Here is a 23,366-nt window from a genome sequence, read left to right on the forward strand (position 1 = left end):
GCAGCGGACGGGACTCGAACCCGCGACCCCCGGCGTGACAGGCCGGTATTCTAACCGACTGAACTACCGCTGCGCGTCGGTGGAGGCATTTCAGCCTACCTCTTGCTTTCGCAAGTATCTCGGAAGTGGTGGGTGATGACGGGATCGAACCGCCGACATTCTGCTTGTAAGGCAGACGCTCTCCCAGCTGAGCTAATCACCCGTTTGCATCTCCGAGGCCGCGAAATTTACGCAGGTAGCGAACCTAAGTCAATAGCAGGATTGAAGTTTTTCTAAAAAAGACAAAATTATGTATGTGCAGTGAGACTGCTTTCGCGAGCAAGCCCGCTCCCACAGGGGAAATGCATTCCAAATGTGGGAGCGGGCTTGCTCGCGAAGAGGCCAGCCAATTCAACATCCATCTGAACTGATCGATGTGGTTTATTCGCTATAGATCATCTTCTTGGTCATCCCACCATCGACCACAAATTCCTGCCCCGTGACGAAACCGGCATTCCTCGACAACAGCCAGGCCACCATCGCCGCCACATCCTCGACCGTCCCCACCCTGCCCGCCGGATGCTGCGCATGGTCGGCCTCGGTCAACGGCTCGGCACGCCGCACCGAAGGATCCCGGGTATCGATCCAGCCAGGGCTGACGGCATTGACCCGGATCTCCGGTCCCAGACTGATGGCCAGGGCATGCGTCAGGGCCAACAGGCCGCCCTTGCTCGCCGCATAAGCCTCGGTGTCGGGTTCCGATTGCCCGGCGCGGGTCGAGGCCAGATTGACGATGGCCCCGCTGTGCGCGCGCAGATAAGGCGCACAATGCTTGGCCAGCAGCATCGGCCCACTGAGATTCACCGCCAGCACACGATTCCAGTACGCCAGATCGAGGCTTTCCAGAGTGATGTTGTGCGGGTCGGCCACCGCGGCGTTGCACACCAGTGCATCGAGGCGGCCGAACTGCCCCAGCACCTCGGCAACGCCCAGCGCGACCTGCCCTTCACTGGACACATCCATGGCAATGAACCAGGCATTGTCGCCCAGCACCTTCGCCACTTTCGAACCGCGCTCCCGATCCAGGTCCGTCAGCACCACTTGCCAGCCCTCGCTGATCAGCCAGGCGGCGATCCCCAGCCCGATGCCGCGCGCAGCACCGGTCACCAGCGCTACGCGGCCATGGGAGCCGGTGGACGGCGTGGACAACTCGATCACAGCGCAGCCAGGCCGCGCGCCAGATCGGCTTGCAGGTCTGCCACGTCTTCCAGGCCGACCGCAACGCGGATCAGACTGTCGCGAATACCTGCCGCTTCACGCTCCTGCGGCGCCAGACGGCCGTGGGAGGTGGTGCTCGGGTGCGTAATGGTGGTTTTGCTGTCGCCCAGGTTGGCAGTGATCGAAATCAGGCGCGTCGCATCGATAAAGCGCCAGGCGCCCTCTTTGCCGCCCTTGACCTCGAAACTGACAACCGCGCCGAAACCCTTCTGCTGACGCAGGGCCAGTTCATGCTGCGGATGGCTCTTGAGGCCGGCGTAATGGACTTTCTCGATGCCGTCCTGCTGCTCCAGCCATTCAGCCAGTTGCTGGGCGTTGGCGCAATGCGCCTTCATCCGCAGGTTCAGGGTTTCCAGGCCCTTGAGGAAGATCCAGGCGTTGAACGGGCTCAGGGTTGGCCCGGCGGTACGCAGGAAACCCACCACCTCTTTCATCTGCTCGCCGCGACCGGCCACGACACCACCCATGCAACGGCCCTGGCCGTCGATGAACTTGGTCGCCGAGTGCACGACGATGTCTGCGCCCATTTTCAGCGGCTGCTGCAAGGCCGGGGTACAGAAACAGTTGTCGACTACCAGCATCGCACCTTTGGCGTGAGCGATTTTCGCCAGCTCAGCGATGTCCACCAGCTCCGCCAGCGGGTTGGATGGCGACTCGACGAAAAGCAGCTTGGTGTTGGCCTTGATCGCTGCATCCCAACCGGACAAGTTGGCCAGGGGCACGTAATCGACTTCGATGCCAAAGCGCTTGAAGTACTTCTCGAACAGGCTGATGGTCGAACCAAATACGCTTTGCGACACCAGCACGTGATCGCCGGCGCTGCACAGGCTCATCACCACCGCCATGATCGCGGCCATGCCGGTCGCCGTGGCCACCGCCTGCTCGGCGCTTTCCAGTGCGGCGATGCGCTCCTCGAAGGCGCGAACGGTCGGGTTGGTGTAGCGCGAATAGACGTTGCCCGGCACTTCCCCGGCGAAGCGTGCAGCCGCATCGGCGGCGGTACGGAACACATAGCTGGAGGTGAAGAACATCGGGTCACCGTGTTCGCCTTCCGGCGTACGGTGCTGACCGGCGCGTACGGCCAGGGTATCGAACGCTACACCTTCGAGGTCGCTGTCCAGCCGACCGGCATCCCATTCCTGACTCATGCTGTCACTCCTTGCCCTGCTCTCGATAAATAAAATTTTTCAGTAGATACAGAACCGGCCCCTAGGGGCCGGTAGAAACTCAGTTGTTGTACAGATCGATGATCGCACTGACTGCCTGCGTCTTGACCTTGGAGGCATCGTTACGTGCCTGCTCGATCTTGTTCAGGTAAGCCTCGTCGACGTCACCGGTGACGTACTGGCCGTCGAACACCGCACAATCGAACTTGTCGATCTTGATCTTGCCGCCACCGACCGCTTCGATCAAGTCAGGCAGATCCTGATAGATCAGCCAGTCGGCGCCGATCAGCTCGGCCACGTCCTGGGTCGAACGGTTGTGGGCGATCAGTTCGTGGGCGCTCGGCATGTCGATACCGTAGACGTTCGGATAACGAACGGCCGGGGCCGCGGAGCAGAAGTAGACGTTCTTGGCGCCGGCTTCACGGGCCATCTGAATGATCTGCTTGCAGGTGGTACCGCGAACGATGGAGTCGTCCACCAGCATCACGTTCTTGCCGCGGAACTCCAGCTCGATGGCGTTGAGTTTCTGGCGTACGGATTTTTTCCGCGCGGCCTGGCCCGGCATGATGAAGGTCCGGCCGATGTAGCGGTTCTTCACGAAGCCTTCGCGGAATTTCACGCCCAGGTGGTTGGCCAGCTCCAGGGCGGCAGTGCGGCTGGTGTCCGGGATCGGGATGACCACGTCGATATCGTGCTCGGGACGCTCGCGCAGGATCTTCTCGGCGAGCTTCTCACCCATGCGCAGACGGGCCTTGTACACCGACACGCCGTCGATGATCGAGTCCGGACGCGCCAGGTACACGTGTTCGAAGATGCACGGGGTCAGGGACGGGTTGGTCGCGCACTGACGGGTGTGCAGCTTGCCCTCTTCGGTGATGTAGACCGCTTCGCCCGGCGCCAGATCGCGGATCAGGGTGAAGCCGAGCACGTCCAGGGACACGCTTTCGGAAGCGATCATGTACTCCACGCCCTCGTCGGTGTGACGCTGGCCGAAGACGATCGGGCGGATACCGTGCGGATCGCGGAAACCGACGATGCCGTAGCCGGTGATCATCGCCACCACCGCGTAACCACCGACGCAACGGTTGTGCACGTCGGTAACGGCGGCGAACACGTCTTCTTCGGTCGGCTGCAGCTTGCCGCGCTGGGCCAGCTCGTGAGCAAACACGTTGAGCAGCACTTCCGAATCGGAACTGGTGTTGACGTGGCGCAGGTCAGATTCGTAAATCTCCTTGGCCAGTTGTTCAACGTTGGTCAGGTTACCGTTATGCGCCAGGGTGATGCCGTAAGGCGAGTTGACGTAAAACGGCTGGGCCTCGGCCGAAGTCGAGCTGCCCGCGGTCGGATAACGGACGTGGCCGATACCCATGTGGCCGACCAGACGCTGCATGTGACGCTGCTGGAACACGTCACGCACCAGGCCATTGTCCTTGCGCAGGAACAACCGGCCATCATGGCTGGTCACGATACCGGCAGCGTCCTGGCCGCGGTGCTGGAGGACGGTTAGCGCGTCATACAGCGCCTGATTGACGTTCGACTTACCGACGATACCGACGATGCCACACATGCGACGCAACCCCTACTTAATGGATCTGAACTGAGCACTACTCACTGAGGCGTTTTGGCCGTCGGCAAGAGTTGCTCCTTGAACGGTATATCAGCGGGTACGCTGATTCCGCTGGCAAGCCACTGACTGCTCCACCCGAGAATCAGGTTTTTGGACCAGTCTGCGACCAATAGAAATCTTGGTACGAGCTGTGATTCTTTCCACCACCCGTCCTGCTGTACCGGCCCCAGGCTCAACAGCCCGACGGCAATGACCACCAGCAACCCGCCACGGGCGGCGCCGAAGGCCATGCCGAGGAATCGGTCGGTCCCGGACAACCCGGTGACACGAACCAACTCGCCGATAAGATAATTGATCATTGCGCCTACGATTAAAGTGGCGACAAACATGATGGCACAACCCGCGATCACGCGAGCCGATGGCGTTTCGATGTATCCGGCGAGGTACTCGGACAATGAACCACCGAACATCCAGGCAACGACTCCTGCGATGATCCAGGTCAGCAGCGACAGTGCTTCTTTGACGAAGCCGCGGCTCAGACTGATCAATGCGGAGATGGCGACGATTGCAACGATCGCCCAGTCAACCCAGGTAAATGGCACAGTGCAGCCTACAGACGGATAAGGCGGCGCATTTTAGCAGAGCCCGTGCCTGTCGGTAAGCTGCGATTGCCTGTGCATTTCAAATCGGGGCGATAGTTTTAACCGCGCTCTGGCTGAAAGCGCACGACAAAACCCTTGAGGTTCTGCTGGCGGCTGAGCAAGTCACGCAAGCGATCGGCTTCGGCGCGTTCGATCAACGGCCCGACAAACACGCGATTCTTGCCGTCGGCGGTACGGATATAGGCGTTGTAACCCTGGCTGCGCAGGGATTTCTGCAGTTTTTCGGCACTGTCACGACTCGCCAGACTGGCCAGTTGCACCGACCAGCTGACCGACAGCCCATTGGCGTCGACGCGGCTCTGAGTGGTATCGGGCTTGCCCGGCGCAGCGGTGATTGGCTGTACCGGCGCTGTTGCCGGCTTGGCCGCCAATGCCGGCGCAGGAGCAGGCGGCGGGGTCACTGCCTTGGCCGTCGGCGCTGGAGCGACAGGAGTAGCGGGAACCACCGGCGCTTCCTGCTGTGCAATTTCTTCATCGCTCGGCACCGGCTCCTGCGGCAAGGCTTGAGGTTCGGGAACCACCACCGGCTCGACCTGCACCTGAGGCATGGCCGGCGCCTGCGGTGCGGCCGGGGCCTCGACGATCACCTGGCGCTGCTCATCCTGACGGGAAAACAGCATCGGCAGAAAAATAACCGCCAGTGCGACCAGCACCAGGGCGCCGACCATGCGCTGTTTGTATGCCTTATCCAGCAATGCCATTTGCCGCTTCCTCCGTGGAGCGCCGGGCCAACCATTCCAGGGCCTCGGCAACACAATAAAATGATCCGAACAACAGGATTTCGTCGTTGCTCGAAGCGTTGGCGCACTGCCCTTCCAGGGCTGCAGCCACACTGTCATAAGACGCTACCGAAGCGCCAAGGTTCTGCAATGCCTGGTGCAAATCGGCAACCGGTCGTGCCCGTGGCGAATCCAGGGGGGCGACGGCCCAATGCTGGACACTAGCATTCAATTCGCCGACAACACCATCAAGATCCTTGTCCACGAGCAACCCGAACACCGCCAGGCGCTTGCCAGCCAGCGGTCGGCTCGCCAGGCGACGGGCCAGATACTCCGCCGCATGGGGGTTATGCCCCACATCCAGCAACAGATTCAAACGCTTGCCTTGCCAGTCGAACTGACGGCGATCCAGGCGGCCTACAACTCGCGTCGCCTGCAGCGCCTGAACAATCTGCGCCTCTACCCAGGGCAAGCCCAGCAGCAGGTACGCCTGCAAGGCCAGCGCGGCGTTTTCCATCGGCAGATCGAGCAACGGCAGGTCACGCAGTTCGACCGCTCGCCCTTGAGCGTCAAGGCCGCGCCATTGCCAGTTGTGATCAGTGACACCGAGGTCAAAATCGCGCCCGCGCAGGAAAAACGGGCAATCGAGCTCGCGCGCCTTGTCCAGCAGGGGTTGCGGAGGATTCAGGTCGCCGCACAGCGCGGGTGCGCCCGGGCGGAAGATGCCGGCCTTTTCGAAGGCCACGGACTCGCGGGTATCGCCCAGGTAATCCGCGTGATCGACGCCAATGCTGGTGACCAGCGCCATATCCGCGTCCACCACGTTGACCGTGTCCAGACGACCGCCCAGCCCTACTTCCAGCACCACGGCATCAAGAGCTGAACGCTGAAACAGCCAGAACGCTGCCAGCGTGCCCATTTCGAAATAGGTCAGGGACGTGTCACCACGCCCCGCCTCTACCGCAGCAAAGGCCTCACACAGCTCGGCATCACTGGCTTCGACGCCATTGACCTGCACCCGCTCGTTGTAACGCAGCAGGTGCGGAGAATTGTAGACGCCGACTTTCAAGCCCTGGGCGCGCAGCAACGAAGCCACGAACGCACAGGTGGAACCCTTGCCGTTGGTGCCGGTGACCGTGATCACCCGAGGCGCCGGCTTGCCCAGCCCCATGCGGGACGCTACCTGCTGCGAACGCTCCAGGCCCATGTCGATGGCCGAAGGGTGCAACTGTTCAAGGTAGGCGAGCCATTCGCCAAGGGTACGTTGGGTCATATGTTGGCAGGTGCCGGTGGAACCACGATCGGCTCGATTGGTGCAGCGACGAATTTAGGCGTCGGCAGGCCCATCATTTGTGCCAGCAGGTTACCCAGGCGCGGACGCAGTTCCTGACGGTGAACAATCATGTCGATGGCGCCGTGTTCCAGCAGGAATTCGCTGCGCTGGAAACCTTCCGGCAGCTTTTCGCGCACGGTCTGCTCGATAACGCGCGGACCGGCAAAACCGATCAGGGCTTTCGGCTCGCCGACGATCACGTCGCCCAGCATTGCCAGACTGGCGGAAACACCGCCGTAGACCGGGTCGGTCAGCACGGAGATGAACGGGATACCCTCTTCACGCAGACGCGCCAGCACCGCGGAGGTCTTGGCCATTTGCATCAGGGAGATCAGCGCTTCCTGCATCCGCGCACCGCCGGAAGCGGCGAAGCAGATCATAGGGCAGCGTTTTTCCAGGGCGTAGTTGGCGGCACGAACGAAACGCTCGCCGACGATGGCACCCATCGAACCACCCATGAAGGAAAACTCGAACGCCGAGACCACAACCGGCATACCCAGCAGGGTACCGCTCATGGACACCAGTGCGTCTTTTTCGCCGGTCTGCTTCTGTGCAGCGGTCAGGCGGTCTTTGTACTTCTTGCCGTCGCGGAATTTCAGACGGTCAACCGGCTCCAGGTCAGCGCCCAGCTCGGTACGCCCTTCAGCGTCGAGGAAAATGTCGATGCGCGCGCGCGCGCCAATACGCATGTGGTGATTGCACTTGGGGCAAACGTCCAGGGTCTTTTCCAGCTCCGGACGATACAGCACCGCCTCGCAAGACGGGCATTTGTGCCAAAGACCTTCAGGCACCGAGCTCTTCTTGACCTCGGAACGCATGATCGAAGGGATCAGTTTGTCTACTAACCAGTTGCTCATGCTTTCTTTCTCCAGTACCGGCGGCCCGAACGCTCTGGTTCGCAGCCCCGCGTATGCCCTTGAGCTAAATTCATGTGTGCGGCGATGTCTGGTGGGGGCCGGGTCAGTCAAGCGTGACCTGCGTACCACCCATCAATCCTCAGCCGTTTTGTACAGTGCAGTGGACGGCGGCAGTCTGCCAGCCGTCACATCAACGTAGAGCCTTGATGAACGCTTGAATCTTCGCGTGATCCTTGATGCCCTTGCTCGCTTCGACCCCGCCACTGACATCCACGGCATAGGGCCGGACCCGCGCCACCGCGCCGGCGACATTATCCGGGGTCAGGCCCCCGGCCAGGATGATCGGCTTGCTCAGGCCTTGCGGTATCAAAGACCAGTCGAATGCTTCGCCGGTTCCGCCGGGAATGCCTTCGACATAGGCGTCGAGCAGTATGCCGCTGGCGCTTGGGTAAGCATCGCAGGCGGCGGCGATGTCATCACCGGCCTTGACCCGCAGCGCCTTGATGTAGGGACGGTGCCAGCCTTCGCAATCGGCGACGCCTTCATCGCCATGGAACTGCAACAGGTCCAGCGGCACCGCATCGAGGATTTCCCCCAGCTCGCAACGACTGGCGTTGACAAACAGCCCCACGGTGGTCACGAACGGCGGCAGCGCCTGGATGATTGCGCGCGCCTGCTGGAACGTCACCGCCCGGGGGCTTTTAGCGTAGAACACGAACCCGATGGCATCAGCCCCGGCCTCGACCGCTGCCAACGCATCTTCTATGCGGGTAATCCCACAAATCTTGCTGCGAACGGCTGACATGTCGACACAACTCCAAGACAAATCCGGGAAAGTCCCGGATGGTAACAAAAGCGTTCGAGGGCGTCAGCCGTCAAGTTCCGAGAAGCCGGTGAGGAAGTGTGGGCCGATGTAACGCTCCGGTAATTGGAACTCGTCACGGTACTCGACCTGCACCAGGTACAGGCCGAACGGATGCGCGGTGACCCCGCCCGTACGGCGCACGCGACTCTCCAGCACTTCCTTCATCCATTCAACCGGACGCTCACCGGCACCGATGGTCATCAGCACGCCGGCGATGTTGCGCACCATATGGTGCAGGAAAGCACTGGCGCGAATATCCAGCACGATCATCTTGCCATGACGGGTGACGCGCAGGTGGTGCAGCTCCTTGATCGGCGATTTGGCCTGGCACTGTCCGGCGCGGAAAGCGCTGAAGTCGTGAGTGCCGAGCAGGTAGCGGGCAGCCTCGGCCATGCGATCGACGTCCAGCGGACGGTGATTCCAGGTGATTTCTTCGTTCAGGTGCGCCGGGCGGATCTGATCGTTGTAGATCACGTAGCGGTAGCGCCGGGCAATGGCCTTGAACCGCGCATGGAAATGCGCCGGCATGACCTTGGCCCAGCTGACACTGACGTCATGGGGCAAGTTGATGTTGGCGCCCATGACCCAGGCCTTCATCGAGCGCTCGACCTGGGTGTCGAAATGCACCACTTGGCCACATGCGTGCACCCCGGCGTCGGTGCGCCCGGCGCAGAGCAGCGACACGGGCGAGTCAGCCACTTTCGACAAGGCGTTTTCCAGGGTTTCCTGCACGGTGAGTACGCCCGATGCCTGGCGCTGCCAGCCGCGATAGCGCGAGCCTTTGTATTCAACGCCCAAGGCGATGCGGAAAAAGCCGTCGGCTGCCATTTCGGCGGCCGGGTTATCTATATTTGCCAAGGAGTGACAGCCTGCTGATGTGCGCAAAGGCGGGCATTATAAGGCCGACTGTAGGGGATGCCAGTACAACCGTCGCAGCTGCGGTGAATGTGCGGGCCCCTTCGCGGGCAAGCCCGCTCCCACAGGTTTCAGCTGTGTGCACAAAATTTATGCGCGATGCCGATCACTGTGGGAGCGGGTTTGCCCGCGATGGGGCCAGTATTGCCACATCATTTTCCGATAAAACAAAAACGGCAGCCTCACCAGGCTGCCGCTTCGTTTACACCCAAAACTCCACTCAAGCCAAACGCGACAGCATCTCCTTCGCTTCGCTCTTCTGCTCATCACTGCCTTCGGTCACCACCTCGTTGAGGATGTCACGAGCGCCGTCGCTGTCTCCCATGTCGATATAGGCCTGGGCCAGATCGAGCTTGGTGGCGGCTTCGTCGGTTCCTGAGAGGAAGTCGAAGTCCTCATCATCACCCAAGGCCGCATCGGCTTCGGTGAAGGTCGGCTCGCCGATGCTGTGGGACAGGTTTTCCAGCTCGGCGTTGACGTCCTCCAGTTCTGCCGCGAACGCATCCGGAGCCTCTTGCGCGTCCATTTCATCGGCCAGTGACAGGTCGAAATCCGCCGGCAACTCCAGGTCGTCCAGCGCAACCTCGGGAGCGGACGGCACTTCGACAGGCGGCAAGTCCTTCACGCCTTCATCCAGGTCCAGATCCAGCAGGAAGTCATCTTCGGCGAGCATCGCCGGTGATGGCTCGGCACCCAGATCCAGGTCCAGATCGAAATCCGACAGGTCGTCGAGGTTTTCCTTGATCTCGGTCTGCTGCTGCAACACCGAGCCAAAGCTCAGGTCGTCGTCCAGCGGGAAGTCGTCCAGATCAGCCAGGGTAGTGACTTCTCGTTCCGGCGCCGCTTGCGTAACAGGCGTAACAGTGTCCAGATCATCCAGGCTCAGGTCGAATGCACTGTCGAGATCGTCCTCGGCAACTTCAGGTAACTGCGGCTCATCCAGCAGCAGCTCCTTCACGTATTGTGCATCCAGCTCGGCAGCGACGGCCGCCGCGGCGATACCGCCGGCAGCCACCAGCGCCATGGCCGGGAAGCGGCTTTTCAGCTGCTCGACCTGGGCGAAGTTATCGCCGTTGGCCACCAGCTGACGCTCCTGGGCGACGAACGCATCACGATCGCCTTGCTGGGCGTAGACCTCCATCAGCTTCAGGCGCAAGGCGCTGCGTTGAGGCTCGCGTTTGACGCCGTCTTCGAGCAACGCCGCCGCCTGGTTCAGGCGCCCGGCATTGATATGGGACTGCGCCTGCCCCAATACATCATCGGAGCGATCGGCCGCCGGAGACACCAGCGGTGCGGCGATTGGCGTGGTCATTACGGCAGAAGCGACCACCGGAGCCGGGGTTGGTACCGGAGCAGGTTGTGGCGTCGGCGTCGGCGTGGCTGCCAGCTTCACACTCGGAGGTGGAACATCGAGCTCCTCGAAGCTGCTGTGCGGCAAGTCGAGATCGGCCGGGAACTGCTGTTCTTCGGCGAGCGCCCGGGCCATGCGCATATGCTTTTCGGCTTCCTGCTGGGCTTTGCGGCGACGGGCCAGCAACAGCAACAGGAGCAGCAGCACCACTGCGCCACCACCCACCAGCCCGAGCAGCGCAGGATTGGTCAGCAGCTCATTGAACTTCTGATCGCCGGTCGCCACTGGCGCTGGCTCAACAGGCTTCTCGGCCGGCGCTGGAGTCGCCTCGGTTGCCGCCGGCGCAGTTGCAGCCGCACCAGGCGCCGGATTGGCCACCAGTTCGGCAGGCATTGTCTTCGAAGGCTGAGCAGCAGCCCCCGCTACCCCTTCAACCTGCAACTTGGCCAGTTGATTATTCTTCAGTTCGATCAGCCGCTGTAGCTTGTCCATCTGGCTTTGCAGATCGGCCATTCGGCTTTTCAGTTCGGCGTTGTCCCGACGACTGGTGTCGAGGCTTTCCTGCGTCAGCGCCAGCTTGTCGTTCAGCGCCTTGGCATCGCCAGCGGCGCCTTTGCCCCGACTGCTGCCGGATTCGGCAGACACCAGGCTCAACTTGTCCGCCGCGCTTTGTGCGGGCGCAGGCTGGGTGCCAGGACGATTGGTCGCGTCGAGCTGCTGCTGCCCTGCCGCCGGCCTGGCCACGTAACGTCGACCCTGGCGCCACGCGTTGTTTTGCGCGGCCACTTCAGCGATAGCCTTGGGTTGCGCCAGGTTGGTGCTTTGTACCTGATCAGGCAAACGCAGTACCTGACCGGTTTTCAAGCGGTTGATGTTGCCATCGATGAAGGCATCCGGGTTCAGCGCCTGAATAGCCAGCATGGTTTGCTGGATCGACCCGCCGTTACGCGCCTTGGCGGCGATTTCCCAGAGGGTATCGCGCGGCGTGGTGATGTGCTGGGGCGGCTTGCTTGCACCGGTAACCGGCGCGGCGACGGCTGGCGTCGTTGCAGGCTGCGCAGCCGCCTCGGCGGTTTGCGGCGAAAACTTGGAGGGATCGAGCAGCAGGCTGTAATCGCGCAACAAACGGCCGTTCGGCCACATCACCTGAACGAGGAATTTAATCATTGGTTCGGAAAGTGGCTTGCTGGAGGTCACACGCAGGATGCTTTTGCCGCCGGCATTGAGAACCGGGGTGAAGGTCAAGTCGTTGAGAAACGCCTGGCGGTCGACACCGGCCTTGGCGAAATCTTCAGGTGAAGCCAGGCTCGGCACCACTTCCGCAGCGGTGAGTTCCTTGACATCGAGCAGCTCGATTTCCGCAACCAATGGCTGGTTGAGCGTCGATTTCAGGGTCAGCTCCCCGAGCCCGAGGGCATGCGCCATACCGGAGGACAGCGCCGAGGCGGCCGCTATTGCTAACACCAGTTTGCGAACTTGAACCATGGTTCATCCTTAGTTTGAACATTCCTCGGCCAGCGAGAAGGTATTGATAGCCGCTGCCGCAAGGCATTGCGCACGACGGCGAGGGGGCGTCGCGCGCGATCGTTTCATTGATGCCACGCAAAGCCCCGAAGAGCGGCTCGCCTTCGGCATTCCGGCAAGCATAGGCCTGCCCGGAATCATTAGACAAATAGTTGCCAAGTATCTTTTACAGCAGGTCTTTTATCAACAATTCAGCCAGTTGCACAGCATTGAGCGCGGCGCCTTTGCGTACGTTATCTGACGTCATCCACAGATTAAGTTCCGCCGGGTCATCTATACCGCCGCGCACCCGACCAACGTAGACCACATCCTGCCCTACCGCATCACCCACCGGGGTCGGATAATCGCCGGCTTCCACCAGTTCGATACCGGGCGCATCGTCCAGGGCCGCGTTGACTTTTGTCAGGTCAATATCGCTCGCCGACTGAAGGGTCACGTTAAAGCTATCGCCAAAAAACACCGGGGCTTGAATGCAAGTGACGGAAATTTTCAACAAAGGCATCGCGATGACCTGCCGCAGTTCGCGTACCAGGCGTTTTTCCAGCAGTGTATGACCGTGCTCATCCGGCTTGCCAACCTGTGCCAGCAGGTTAAACGCCATCTGCCGGTCGAAGAAGCTTGGCTCCAGCGGGCGGACATTCAACAACTCGGCGGTCTGTCGCGCCAGTTCGGTCACGGCTTCGCGGCCTTGCGCCGAAACGGCCAGGCTGGCGGTCAGGCTGACGCGCTGCAAGTCGAGCAAACCGAGCAATGGCGCCAACACCACGGCCAATGTCGTGGCCGAAGGGCTCGGGCTGCTGACCTGGAAAGGTTTTTTCAAACCGGCCAACCGTTCTGCGTTGGCTTCCGGCACGACCTGCGGCGCCTGATCGGCTGGCAAGGCGCCAGACAAATCGATCAGCGAGCAGCCGGCCGCCGTGGCGCGCGAGGCGAAACTCAGGGTCACTGCCGGGCCGGCGGCGAAGAACACCAGTTGCACTTTGCTGAAGTCGAACTCGTCGACTTCACGCACCCGCACGTTCTTGCCACGAAACGGCACCGAATGCCCGGCCGATTCGCTACTGGCCAGCAGGTGCAGGTTGCCGACCGGAAAATCGCGTTCCTCGAGGATCTGCACGAGGGTTTCGCCGACAGTACCGGTGGCGCCGATCACGGCGATATCTATGGGCTGGCTCATGGTTTGACCTCTGGCGAAACGGGGGGAGCGGCACTTTACCGGGTGACTGGCATGCAGGCAATTTCTGACGGGGATTTGTAGTGCCTGTAACGGCCCCTTCGCGAGCAAGCCCGCAAACAGGGGTACATATTCCATTGTGGGAGCGGGCTTGCTCGCGAAGGCGGCTTATCAGGCAACCGCCCCTCTGCCAGGTATTAAAAAACCCGCGCCTCTTGCAAGGCGCGGGTTCTTTCATAACGTCAGTCGATCAACGCTCGAGCAGGATCCGCAGCATGCGACGCAGCGGCTCGGCCGCGCCCCACAGCAGCTGGTCGCCGACGGTGAATGCGCCAACGAACTGAGAACCCATGTTCAGCTTGCGCAGACGGCCAACCGGAACATTCAGGGTGCCAGTGACCTTCGTCGGGCTCAGCTCCTGCATGCTGATATCGCGGTTGTTCGGTACCAGCTTGACCCACGGGTTGTGCTGGCTGATCAGCCCTTCGATATCGGCGATCGGCACGTCTTTGTTCAGCTTGATGGTCAGCGCCTGGCTGTGGCAACGCATGGCACCGATGCGCACACAGATGCCATCGACCGGGATCGGGCTCTTGAAACGACCGAGGATCTTGTTGGTCTCGGCCTGGGCCTTCCACTCTTCGCGGCTCTGACCGTTCGGCAGTTCCTTGTCGATCCACGGGATCAGGCTGCCGGCCAGCGGCACGCCGAAGTTTTCGGTCGGGTACGCGTCACTGCGCATGGCTTCGGCCACACGACGGTCGATGTCGAGGATCGCGCTGGCCGGATCGGCCAGTTGATCGGCGACAGCGGCGTGGGTCGCACCCATCTGCTTGATCAGTTCACGCATGTTCTGCGCGCCGGCGCCGCTAGCCGCCTGATAGGTCATGGCGCTCATCCACTCCACGAGGCCGGCTTCAAACAGACCACCCAGGCCCATCAGCATAAGGCTGACGGTGCAGTTGCCGCCGATGTAGTTCTTGGTGCCCGCGTCCAGTTGCTGGTCGATGACCTTGCGGTTCACCGGGTCCAGGACGATGACCGCGTCATCCTGCATGCGCAGGCTGGAAGCGGCGTCGATCCAGTAACCCTGCCAGCCGGCTTCGCGCAGTTTCGGGAAGACTTCACTGGTGTAGTCGCCACCCTGGCAGGTCAGAATCACGTCGAGGGTTTTCAGCTCTTCAATGCTGTAAGCGTCCTTGAGCGGAGCAATATCCTTGCCCACGGACGGGCCTTGGCCACCGACATTCGAAGTGGTGAAAAACACCGGCTCGATGAGATCGAAATCCTGCTCTTCCAGCATCCGCTGCATGAGCACGGAACCGACCATACCGCGCCAACCGATCAGACCTACACGTTTCATCGCAACTACACCTTCTTAAAAAGTGGGCCGCTGCTTTCGAAGTTGAAAGTGGCAGCGGGCCCGAGAGATTACAGATTCCGGAGCGCGGCGACTACTGCGTCGCCCATTTCCTGGGTACCGACTTTAGTGCAACCTGCCGACCAGATGTCGCCTGTGCGCAAGCCCTGATCCAGCACCAGGCTGACGGCTTGTTCGATGGCATCGGCCGCGGCCTGCTGGTTGAAGCTGTAACGCAGCATCATCGATACCGACAAAATGGTCGCCAACGGGTTGGCGATGCCCTTGCCCGCGATGTCCGGCGCGGAACCGTGGCAAGGCTCATACATGCCCTTGTTGTTGGTATCCAGGGACGCCGATGGCAGCATGCCGATGGAGCCGGTGAGCATCGACGCCTGGTCGGACAGGATGTCACCGAACATGTTGTCGGTAACGATCACGTCAAACTGCTTAGGCGCACGCACCAGTTGCATGGCAGCGTTGTCGACGTACATGTGGCTCAGCTCGACTTGCGGGTAATCCTTGGCCACTTCCTCGACGATTTCACGCCACAGCTGGCTGGATGCCAATACGTTGGCCTTGTCCACCGAGCACAGCTTCTTGCCGCGGACCATGGCCATGTCGAAGCCGACACGGGCGATGCGGCGGATTTCGCTTTCGCTGTACGGCAGGGTGTCGTAGGACTGACGCTCGCCATTTTCCAGGGTACGGGTGCCGCGTGGCGCGCCGAAGTAGATGCCGCCGGTCAGTTCGCGAACGATGAGGATGTCCAGGCCGGCGACGATTTCCGGCTTCAGGCTCGAAGCTTCGGCCAGTTGCGGGTACAGGATCGCCGGACGCAGGTTGCCGAACAGGCCCAGTTGCGCACGGATTTTCAGCAGGCCGCGCTCAGGGCGGATGTCACGCTCGATGGTGTCCCATTTCGGGCCGCCAACCGCGCCCAGCAGCACGGCATCGGCAGCGCGGGCACGTTCCAGGGTCTCGTCGGCCAGGGGCACGCCGTGCTTGTCGATGGCTGCGCCGCCGATCACGTCGTGGCTCAGCTCGAAGCCGAGGCCGAACCTGTCGCTCGCCAGCTCCAGCACCTTGACCGCTTCGGCCATGATTTCCGGGCCAATACCGTCACCTGGGAGAATCAGAATCTGCTTGCTCATGCTTTCCTCATGTCATCAGTCGGTGCGCCCCTGGGGCACACCCGGAAAAATTCTATCGATCGGTGGCTATCTTTCTACAAACAGCACCAGCACATCGGTACTGAACGAACCATCAGCCTCAATCTCGAAATATTCGCGCACTTCATTGCCCATCGACTGCTGCAACTGGCGGATCGCGGCGCGCATCACCTCGGGTGTGCGCATGCGCTCGACCCAGGAGGTGTATTCCAGACGCAGACGTTGCCGTGTGGTGCTGCGGGTGTGCAACCCCGCTTCGCTCACCTGGCGCAACCACTCGCCCGCAGAGTAATCGCGCACATGGCTGGTGTCGCGCAGCACTTCGACGCTTTGCAGGTAAGTGTCGAACAATGGGCTACCCGGTGACAACACGTCGATGAACGCTGCCACGCCACCAGGCTTGAGCACCCGACGCACTTCCCGCAGGGCCAGGCCGAGATCGCTCCAGTGGTGCGCAGAGTAACGGCTGAAGACGAAATCGAACTCGCCATCGGCGAACGGCAGGCGCTCGGCGGCACCGTTGACCGTGGACACGTTGCTCAAGCCACGGTCTTTAGCAGCGGCAGCGACCACATCGAGCATCTGTTGCGACAGGTCGTAGGCCACCACTTCTTTCGCCAATGAGGCTACGTGAAAACTCACATGACCGGCACCGCAACCCAGATCCAGAACCCTGGCATCGCCCTGCCCCGCCAGCTCGGCCTGCAGCAGCGCGAATTCAGTGCCTTGAGCGTGTACGGCGCTGCTCAGGTAGGCCGAGGCCTGTTCACCGAATTGCTTCTGGACTACCTGACTGTGCTGGGCGGTGCTGGTCATGGGGACTTCCTTTTGGCGTGAATCTTGTGTCGTCTGAGCTGCCGTCTTCGCGAGCAAGCCCGCTCCCACAGAGGTTTTGTTTACGCCGCAAATCCAATGTGGGAGCGGGCTTGCTCGCGAAGGGGCCGGCCCTGCTTACATCAATTTCAAATCAATCAAGCATCGCGAAACAACCAAGGCTGGCTCGCCCGATGCTTGCCTTCAAACGCCGCAATCGCCTCATGGTCCTGCAACGTCAAGCCGATATCGTCCAGGCCATTCAACAGGCAATGCTTGCGGAAGGCGTCGATTTCAAAGTTCAACACCTTGCCATCCGGACGGGTCACCGTCTGGGCTTGCAGGTCAACCTGCAACTGGTAACCAGGGTTCGCTTCAACCTGCTGGAACAGTTCGTCGACTTCGGCATCGCTCAAGATGATCGGCAGCAAGCCATTCTTGAAGCTGTTGTTGAAGAAGATGTCGGCATAGCTCGGCGCGATGATGCTGCGAAAACCGTATTCTTCCAGTGCCCATGGCGCGTGCTCACGACTGGAGCCACAACCGAAGTTTTCGCGGGCCAGCAACACGCTGGCGCCCTGATAACGCTCGGCATTGAGGACGAAGTCCTTGTTCAGCGGGCGCTTGGAGTTGTCCTGATACGGCTGCCCCACATCCAGGTAGCGCCATTCATCGAACAGGTTCGGGCCAAAGCCGGTGCGCTTGATCGATTTCAAGAATTGCTTGGGGATGATCTGGTCGGTGTCGACGTTGGCACGGTCCAAAGGCGCGACAAGTCCAGTGTGCTGGGTAAAAGCTTTCATGCTGCGCTCCTTAGATCAATTCACGGACGTCGACGAAACGACCGTTTACAGCGGCGGCCGCGGCCATGGCCGGGCTGACGAGGTGGGTGCGGCCACCGGCGCCCTGACGGCCTTCGAAGTTGCGGTTGGAGGTCGAGGCGCAATGCTCGCCGGACTCCAAACGGTCCGGATTCATCGCCAGGCACATCGAGCACCCCGGCTCACGCCATTCGAAACCGGCTTCGAGGAAGATCTTGTCCAGGCCTTCCGATTCGGCCTGGGCTTTCACCAGGCCCGAGCCCGGCACCACGATGGCCTGCTTGATGGTCGAAGCCACTTTACGACCCTTGGCGATCACGGCCGCAGCGCGCAAATCTTCGATCCGCGAGTTGGTGCAGGAGCCGATGAACACGCGGTCCAGTTGAATGTCAGTGATCGCCTGATTGGCGGTCAAACCCATGTACTTCAAGGCACGCACGATCGAATCGCGTTTGACCAGGTCCATTTCCTTCGCAGGGTCCGGCACGTTCTGATCCACGGCCAACACCATCTCGGGCGAAGTGCCCCAGCTGACTTGCGGCTTGATCTGGGTCGCGTCGAGTTCGACGACAGTGTCGAATACCGCATCGGCGTCGGACACCAGGTCCTTCCAGGCTTCGACGGCCAAGTCCCACTCAGCGCCTTTCGGGGCGAATGGACGGCCCTTGACGTAAGCCACGGTCTTCTCGTCCGCCGCCACCAGGCCTACGCGAGCGCCGGCCTCGATGGACATGTTGCAGATGGTCATGCGGCCTTCGACGGACAGATCACGAATCGCGCTGCCGGCGAACTCGATGGCGTGACCGTTACCGCCGGCGGTGCCGATCTTGCCGATCACGGCCAGAACGATGTCCTTGGCAGTCACACCGAACGGCAACTTGCCTTCGACAGACACCAGCATGTTCTTCATTTTCTTGGCGACCAGGCACTGGGTGGCGAGCACGTGCTCGACCTCGGAAGTGCCGATACCGTGAGCCAGGGCACCAAACGCGCCGTGGGTCGAGGTATGGGAGTCGCCGCAGACCACGGTCATGCCCGGCAAGGTCGCACCCTGCTCCGGGCCGATGACGTGGACGATGCCTTGGCGAACGTCGTTCATCTTGAATTCGACGATGCCGTATTCGTCGCAGTTGTCGTCGAGGGTCTGGACCTGCAGACGCGAGACCTGGTCAACGATGGCCTCGACGCCGCCCTTGCGCTCAGGCGTGGTCGGTACGTTGTGGTCCGGGGTCGCAATGTTGGCATCGATGCGCCAAGGCTTGCGCCCGGCCAGACGCAGGCCTTCGAAGGCTTGCGGCGAGGTCACTTCGTGAATGATGTGACGATCGATGTAGATCAACGCAGAGCCATCGTCGCGCTGCTTGACCAAATGCGAATCCCAGAGCTTGTCGTAGAGCGTTTTGCCGGCCATCAGACGGTTTCCTCATCAGCTTGTTTCTATGCCTTGGGTCTGAGCGATTCAATAACCCCTTGGCTTGTGAGGCTGATCCTATGGCGTTACATTAAATAACTCAAATTCATATTTTTTATGCTTTGGATAACCATCTGGAATACAACCATGGACCTGGCCAACCTCAATGCTTTTATTGCCATCGCCGAGACCGGCAGCTTCTCCGGCGCCGGTGAACGCCTGCACCTGACCCAACCGGCCATCAGCAAGCGCATCGCCGGGCTGGAGCAGCAATTGAAGGTGCGCCTGTTCGATCGCCTGGGTCGCGAAGTCAGCCTGACCGAAGCCGGGCGCGCCCTGCTGCCGCGGGCCTATCAGATTCTGAACGTGCTCGATGATACCCGCCGCGCCCTGACCAACCTCACCGGCGAAGTGAGCGGCCGCCTGACCCTCGCCACCAGCCACCACATCGGCCTGCATCGGCTGCCGCCTTTGTTAAGGGAGTTCACCCGACGCTATCCCCAAGTAGCACTGGATATTCAGTTCCTCGACTCGGAAGTGGCCTATGAAGAGATCCTCCACGGCCGCGCCGAGCTGGCGGTCATCACCCTGGCCCCGGAACCCCACACACTGGTCAAAGCCACACCGGTGTGGGACGACCCGCTGGACTTCGTGGTCGCCCCCGAGCACTCGCTGATCAACAACGGCAAGGTCAGCCTGGCCGACATTGCCCGGCATCCGGCGGTATTCCCCGGCGGCAACACCTTTACCCACCACATCGTCCAGCACCTCTTTGAAGCCCAGGGCCTGACGCCGAACATCGCCATGAGCACCAACTACCTGGAAACCATCAAGATGATGGTCTCGATCGGTCTGGCCTGGAGCGTGTTGCCGCGCACGATGCTCGATGAACAGGTCGCGCGCATACCTTTGCCGGGCATACAGCTCACTCGCCAGCTAGGCTATATCCTGCACACGGAAAGGACGCTGTCGAATGCTGCGCGGGCCTTCATGGCCTTGCTGGATGCTCAAATCGAACTGCCAGGGACTCAAGGCTGACTTGTGCTACTCCTATAGGGCCGCGAATTCCTGCAACAAACGCCTATTCAGCTCAAGGCCTGCCAATGCCGAAATCTGTTGACCGTATTCCACCGATGCCACGTATTCAGGCGCTTGATCCCAAAAACTCCGAACAGAGCTGGGAAAGCGCCTCTCAATTGCTGGCCGCACTCAATGGCGCGCGCCTGGGTGCCTGGTATTGGGACATCGAACGCGGGCAGATCAGTTGGTCCCGGGGCACTCAGGCGCTGTTCGGCTTCGACCCCCGGCAACCGCTGCCGGCCGATCTGGAATACCTCGACTTGCTGGCCCCGGAGGATCGGGCGAAAACCGTGCGTGCCTTCCACGCAGTCGTTGCCGGCGCGCCGCTGGAACAGGTGATGCGCCACCGCATCCGCTGGCCCGACGGCAGCCTGCACTGGCTGGAAATCAGCGGCAGCCTGGTACCAGATAAAAAAGGCCGCCCGCGAATGATTGGCGTGATCCGCGAAATCACCCAGCAGCGCCAGCGCGAGCAGGCGTTGAGCAGCTCGGAAAAGCGCTTTGCCACATTGTTTCACCTGTGCCCGAACATGGTCCTGCTGACCCGCCAGGAAGACGGCCTGATCACCGAAGCCAACCAGCATTTCGAAAGCCTGTTCGGCTGGCCGGTGCAACACGCGATCGGTCGTACCACCCTGGAGCTTGGGCTGTGGGTGCATCCGCAACAGCGAGCGGAACTGGTCGCGGCCACCAAGGCCAAGGGTGACCTGGTGAGCATGGAGGTGCAATTTCGCGCCAGTAACGGGCGGATCCTCGACGGCATTCTCAGCGCTCAGAAAGTCGAACTCGAAGGCCAACCCTATCTGCTGAGCACCTTCCTCGACACCACCGAACGCAAAGTCGCCGAACAGGCCCTCAAGGACAGTCAGGAACGCCTCGACCTGGCCCTGGACTCGGCGCAGCTCGGCACCTGGGACTGGCACATTCCCAGCGGCATGCTGTATGGCTCGGCGCGCGCCGCCCAACTGCACGGGCTGGAGCCCAAACCCTTCCACGAAGCCTTCGAAGCGTTTTTTGAAGGAGTGCCCGGCGATGAACGCGACACCATGCGCGACGCCTATCGCAGCTTGCGCGAAGGTCCGGCCGGCAATTATCAGCTGACCTATCGCGTACAGTTGCCCGACGGCAGCTCACGCTACCTGGAAAGCCGCGCCCGCCTCTACCGGGATGAAAACGGTGTGCCCCTGCGCATGGCCGGCACCCTGCTCGACATCACCGATCAGGTCGAGCGCGAACAACGGCTGGTGGCCTCCGAAGAGAAATTCGCCACCCTGTTCCAGGTCAGCCCGGACCCGATCTGCGTGACTCGCCAGGACACCGGTCAGTTCATCGAGATCAACTCCAGCTTCAGCCAGATCTTCGGCTGGAGCGCCACCGATGTGATAGGCCGCAGCGCCGACGAAATCGGCCTGTGGGACGCTTCGGCAAAAAGCCTGCAACGGATCGAACGAGTCATCCGCGAACAAGGCCTGGACAATGTGGCCATCCTCGTCCGGCACAAGGACGGACAATCCCTGACCTGTGTGATATCCAGCCGCCAGATCAGTGTCGGGGAGCAGCCGTGCATCGTCACCACCTTGCGCGACATCAGCCAGCAGCAGCGCTCGGAAGCCGCTCTCAAGTCCAGCGAAGAGAAGTTCGCCAAGGCGTTCCACTCCAGCCCCGACGCCATCACCATCACCGAGCGCGACACCGGCCGTTATCTGGAGGTCAACGATGGTTTTTGCCGCCTGACCGGCTACCGGGCCGACGAAGTGATCGGCCGCACGGTGTATCAGGTCGGAATCTGGGCTGAAGACAAGCAGCGCTCAGCGCTGCTGGCCGAGCTGCAACTCAAGGGCCGGGTTCACCACCAGGAGATGCTCGGGCGTAACAAGCGCGGCGAGCTGCTGACCGTCGAAGTCTCGGTGGAACCCATCACCCTCAATGAAACCGCGTGCCTGCTGCTCACCGCGCGGGACGTCAGCCTGCTGAAAAATGCCGAAGCGCAGATCCGCCACCTGGCCTATCACGATCCGCTGACCAACCTGCCCAACCGCGCCCTGCTGATGGACCGCCTGAGCCAGCAGATCGCCCTGCTCAAGCGCCACAACCTGCGCGGTGCGCTGATGTTCCTCGACCTCGATCACTTCAAGCACATCAACGACTCTCTCGGCCACCCGGTCGGCGATACCGTGCTGAAGATCATCACCGCCCGCCTTGAAGCCAGCGTCCGTATGGAAGACACCGTGGCCCGCCTCGGTGGTGACGAATTCGTGGTGCTGCTCAGCGGCCTCGAAGGTTCGCGCAACGAGGTCAACGATCAGGTACTGGAGCTGGCCGACACCATTCGCGAACTGCTGTCGGAGCCGATGTTCCTCGATGGCCAGCGCCTGCAAGTGACACCGAGCATCGGCATCGCCCTGATTCCCGACCACGGCTCGACGCCCACCGACCTGCTCAAGCGCGCCGACATCGCGCTTTATCGCGCCAAGGATTCGGGGCGCAATACCGCGCAGATGTATCACAACACCATGCAGAAGGCCGCGAGCGAGCGCCTGCGCATGGAAACCGACCTGCGCCAGGCCTTGTCCCGGGGCGAATTTCACGTGCACTACCAACCCCAGGTCGACGCCCGCGGCGACCGCATCGTCGGCGCCGAAGCGCTGGTACGCTGGAACCACCCGGCGCTCGGCGCGCAATCGCCCAGCGAGTTCATCAAGGTCCTGGAAGACAGCGGACTGATTCTGGAGGTCGGCAACTGGATCCTCGACGAAGCCTGTAAAGCCTTTAAGCACCTGGTCGCAAATGGCCTGGTGGACCCGCACAGGTTCAGCCTGTGCGTGAACATAAGCCCACGCCAGTTCCGCCAGAACGACTTTGTCGAGCGCGTCGAAAACAGCCTGACCAGCTGCGGCCTGCCCTGCTCGCTACTGAAACTGGAAATCACCGAAGGCATCGTGATCCAGAACCTGGAAGACACCATCAACAAAATGCGCCGCCTGAAGAAGCTCGGCGTCAGTTTTGCCATGGACGACTTCGGCACCGGTTACTCCTCACTGACTCACCTCAAGCGCCTGCCCGTCGACACCCTGAAAATCGACCAGTCGTTCATCCGCGACGCCACCAGCGACCCGAACGACGCCGAGATCATCCGCGCCATCGTCGCCATGGCCCACAGCCTGGATCTTAAGGTGATTGCCGAAGGCGTGGAGACAGCGGAACAGCTGGAGTTTCTGCAGGGACTGGAGTGCCATTTTTATCAGGGGTATCTGTACAGCCCGCCACTGCCGATCGCAGAGTTCCAGAAACTCCTGAAATAACACAACCCCTGCAGGAA

General features: G+C 61.3%; 18 protein-coding genes and 2 tRNA genes. 2 read left to right on the forward strand and 18 right to left on the reverse strand.

Annotation, left to right across the window (positions count from 1 at the left end; all coding sequences use genetic code 11):
* From AC07OG_RS09880 to leuC, 18 genes are all read right to left on the reverse strand, one after another.
* Positions 1-73 (reverse strand) — tRNA-Asp (locus AC07OG_RS09880).
* A gap of 53 nt (positions 74-126) precedes the next feature.
* A tRNA-Val gene (locus tag AC07OG_RS09885) sits at positions 127-202 on the reverse strand.
* 218 nt (positions 203-420) lie between these two features.
* On the reverse strand, positions 421-1,197 hold the full coding sequence (locus AC07OG_RS09890) for an SDR family oxidoreductase (RefSeq protein WP_495066923.1): 777 nt from the start codon (positions 1,195-1,197) through the stop codon (positions 421-423).
* Positions 1,194-2,405 (reverse strand): O-succinylhomoserine sulfhydrylase, encoded by a 1,212-nt coding sequence (locus AC07OG_RS09895; protein ID WP_060540046.1) that lies wholly within the window; start codon positions 2,403-2,405, stop codon positions 1,194-1,196. The genes AC07OG_RS09890 and AC07OG_RS09895 overlap by 4 nt, the downstream gene beginning before the upstream one ends.
* A gap of 79 nt (positions 2,406-2,484) precedes the next feature.
* Entirely contained in the window at positions 2,485-3,990 is a 1,506-nt protein-coding gene (gene purF, locus AC07OG_RS09900; protein ID WP_060540047.1) for an amidophosphoribosyltransferase, read from the reverse strand.
* Positions 3,991-4,031: 41 nt separating this feature from the next.
* Positions 4,032-4,592, reverse strand: coding sequence for a CvpA family protein (locus AC07OG_RS09905; RefSeq protein WP_060540048.1), 561 nt, complete (start codon positions 4,590-4,592; stop codon positions 4,032-4,034).
* Between the two features lie 98 nt (positions 4,593-4,690).
* Positions 4,691-5,353 carry an SPOR domain-containing protein gene (locus AC07OG_RS09910; protein WP_495066924.1) on the reverse strand — a complete coding sequence of 221 codons (663 nt, stop codon included), beginning with the start codon at positions 5,351-5,353 and terminating at the stop codon, positions 4,691-4,693.
* A complete protein-coding gene (gene folC, locus AC07OG_RS09915) occupies positions 5,337-6,644 on the reverse strand; it encodes a bifunctional tetrahydrofolate synthase/dihydrofolate synthase (protein WP_495066925.1) in 1,308 nt (435 codons plus the stop codon). The genes AC07OG_RS09910 and folC overlap by 17 nt, the downstream gene beginning before the upstream one ends.
* Positions 6,641-7,561, reverse strand: coding sequence for an acetyl-CoA carboxylase, carboxyltransferase subunit beta (accD, locus tag AC07OG_RS09920; RefSeq protein WP_060540051.1), 921 nt, complete (start codon positions 7,559-7,561; stop codon positions 6,641-6,643). Before accD ends, folC begins: the two co-directional genes overlap by 4 nt.
* Before the next feature lie 190 nt (positions 7,562-7,751).
* Complete coding sequence (locus tag AC07OG_RS09925) at positions 7,752-8,366, reverse strand: phosphoribosylanthranilate isomerase (RefSeq protein WP_218424425.1); 615 nt, start codon at positions 8,364-8,366, stop codon at positions 7,752-7,754.
* A 63-nt stretch (positions 8,367-8,429) separates the two neighbouring features.
* Complete coding sequence (gene truA / locus AC07OG_RS09930) at positions 8,430-9,254, reverse strand: tRNA pseudouridine(38-40) synthase TruA (RefSeq protein WP_495067063.1); 825 nt, start codon at positions 9,252-9,254, stop codon at positions 8,430-8,432.
* Between the two features lie 307 nt (positions 9,255-9,561).
* Entirely contained in the window at positions 9,562-12,177 is a 2,616-nt protein-coding gene (locus tag AC07OG_RS09935) for a FimV/HubP family polar landmark protein (protein WP_495066926.1), read from the reverse strand.
* Positions 12,178-12,382: 205 nt separating this feature from the next.
* Positions 12,383-13,393 carry an aspartate-semialdehyde dehydrogenase gene (locus AC07OG_RS09940; RefSeq protein WP_495066927.1) on the reverse strand — a complete coding sequence of 337 codons (1,011 nt, stop codon included), beginning with the start codon at positions 13,391-13,393 and terminating at the stop codon, positions 12,383-12,385.
* A 247-nt stretch (positions 13,394-13,640) separates the two neighbouring features.
* On the reverse strand, positions 13,641-14,753 hold the full coding sequence (gene asd, locus AC07OG_RS09945; RefSeq protein ID WP_046026895.1) for an aspartate-semialdehyde dehydrogenase: 1,113 nt from the start codon (positions 14,751-14,753) through the stop codon (positions 13,641-13,643).
* A gap of 68 nt (positions 14,754-14,821) precedes the next feature.
* Complete coding sequence (gene leuB, locus AC07OG_RS09950) at positions 14,822-15,904, reverse strand: 3-isopropylmalate dehydrogenase (RefSeq protein WP_060540056.1); 1,083 nt, start codon at positions 15,902-15,904, stop codon at positions 14,822-14,824.
* 66 nt (positions 15,905-15,970) lie between these two features.
* A complete protein-coding gene (locus AC07OG_RS09955) occupies positions 15,971-16,738 on the reverse strand; it encodes a class I SAM-dependent methyltransferase (RefSeq protein ID WP_060540057.1) in 768 nt (255 codons plus the stop codon).
* Positions 16,739-16,893: 155 nt separating this feature from the next.
* Complete coding sequence (gene leuD, locus AC07OG_RS09960; protein WP_060540058.1) at positions 16,894-17,538, reverse strand: 3-isopropylmalate dehydratase small subunit; 645 nt, start codon at positions 17,536-17,538, stop codon at positions 16,894-16,896.
* 10 nt (positions 17,539-17,548) lie between these two features.
* Positions 17,549-18,967, reverse strand: a complete 1,419-nt coding sequence (gene leuC / locus AC07OG_RS09965; protein ID WP_060540059.1) for a 3-isopropylmalate dehydratase large subunit — start codon at positions 18,965-18,967, stop codon at positions 17,549-17,551.
* Positions 18,968-19,114: 147 nt separating this feature from the next.
* On the opposite strand from leuC, the gene AC07OG_RS09970 reads away from it, so the two are divergent.
* Together AC07OG_RS09970 and AC07OG_RS09975 are read left to right on the forward strand one after the other, a co-directional pair.
* Positions 19,115-20,005, forward strand: a complete 891-nt coding sequence (locus AC07OG_RS09970; RefSeq protein ID WP_218424429.1) for a LysR family transcriptional regulator — start codon at positions 19,115-19,117, stop codon at positions 20,003-20,005.
* Between the two features lie 65 nt (positions 20,006-20,070).
* Positions 20,071-23,349, forward strand: coding sequence for a sensor domain-containing protein (locus AC07OG_RS09975; RefSeq protein ID WP_495066928.1), 3,279 nt, complete (start codon positions 20,071-20,073; stop codon positions 23,347-23,349).
* The last annotated feature ends 17 nt before the right edge of the window (positions 23,350-23,366 follow it).

The sequence above is a fragment of the Pseudomonas sp. GW821-FHT09H03 genome, assembly GCF_059415945.1.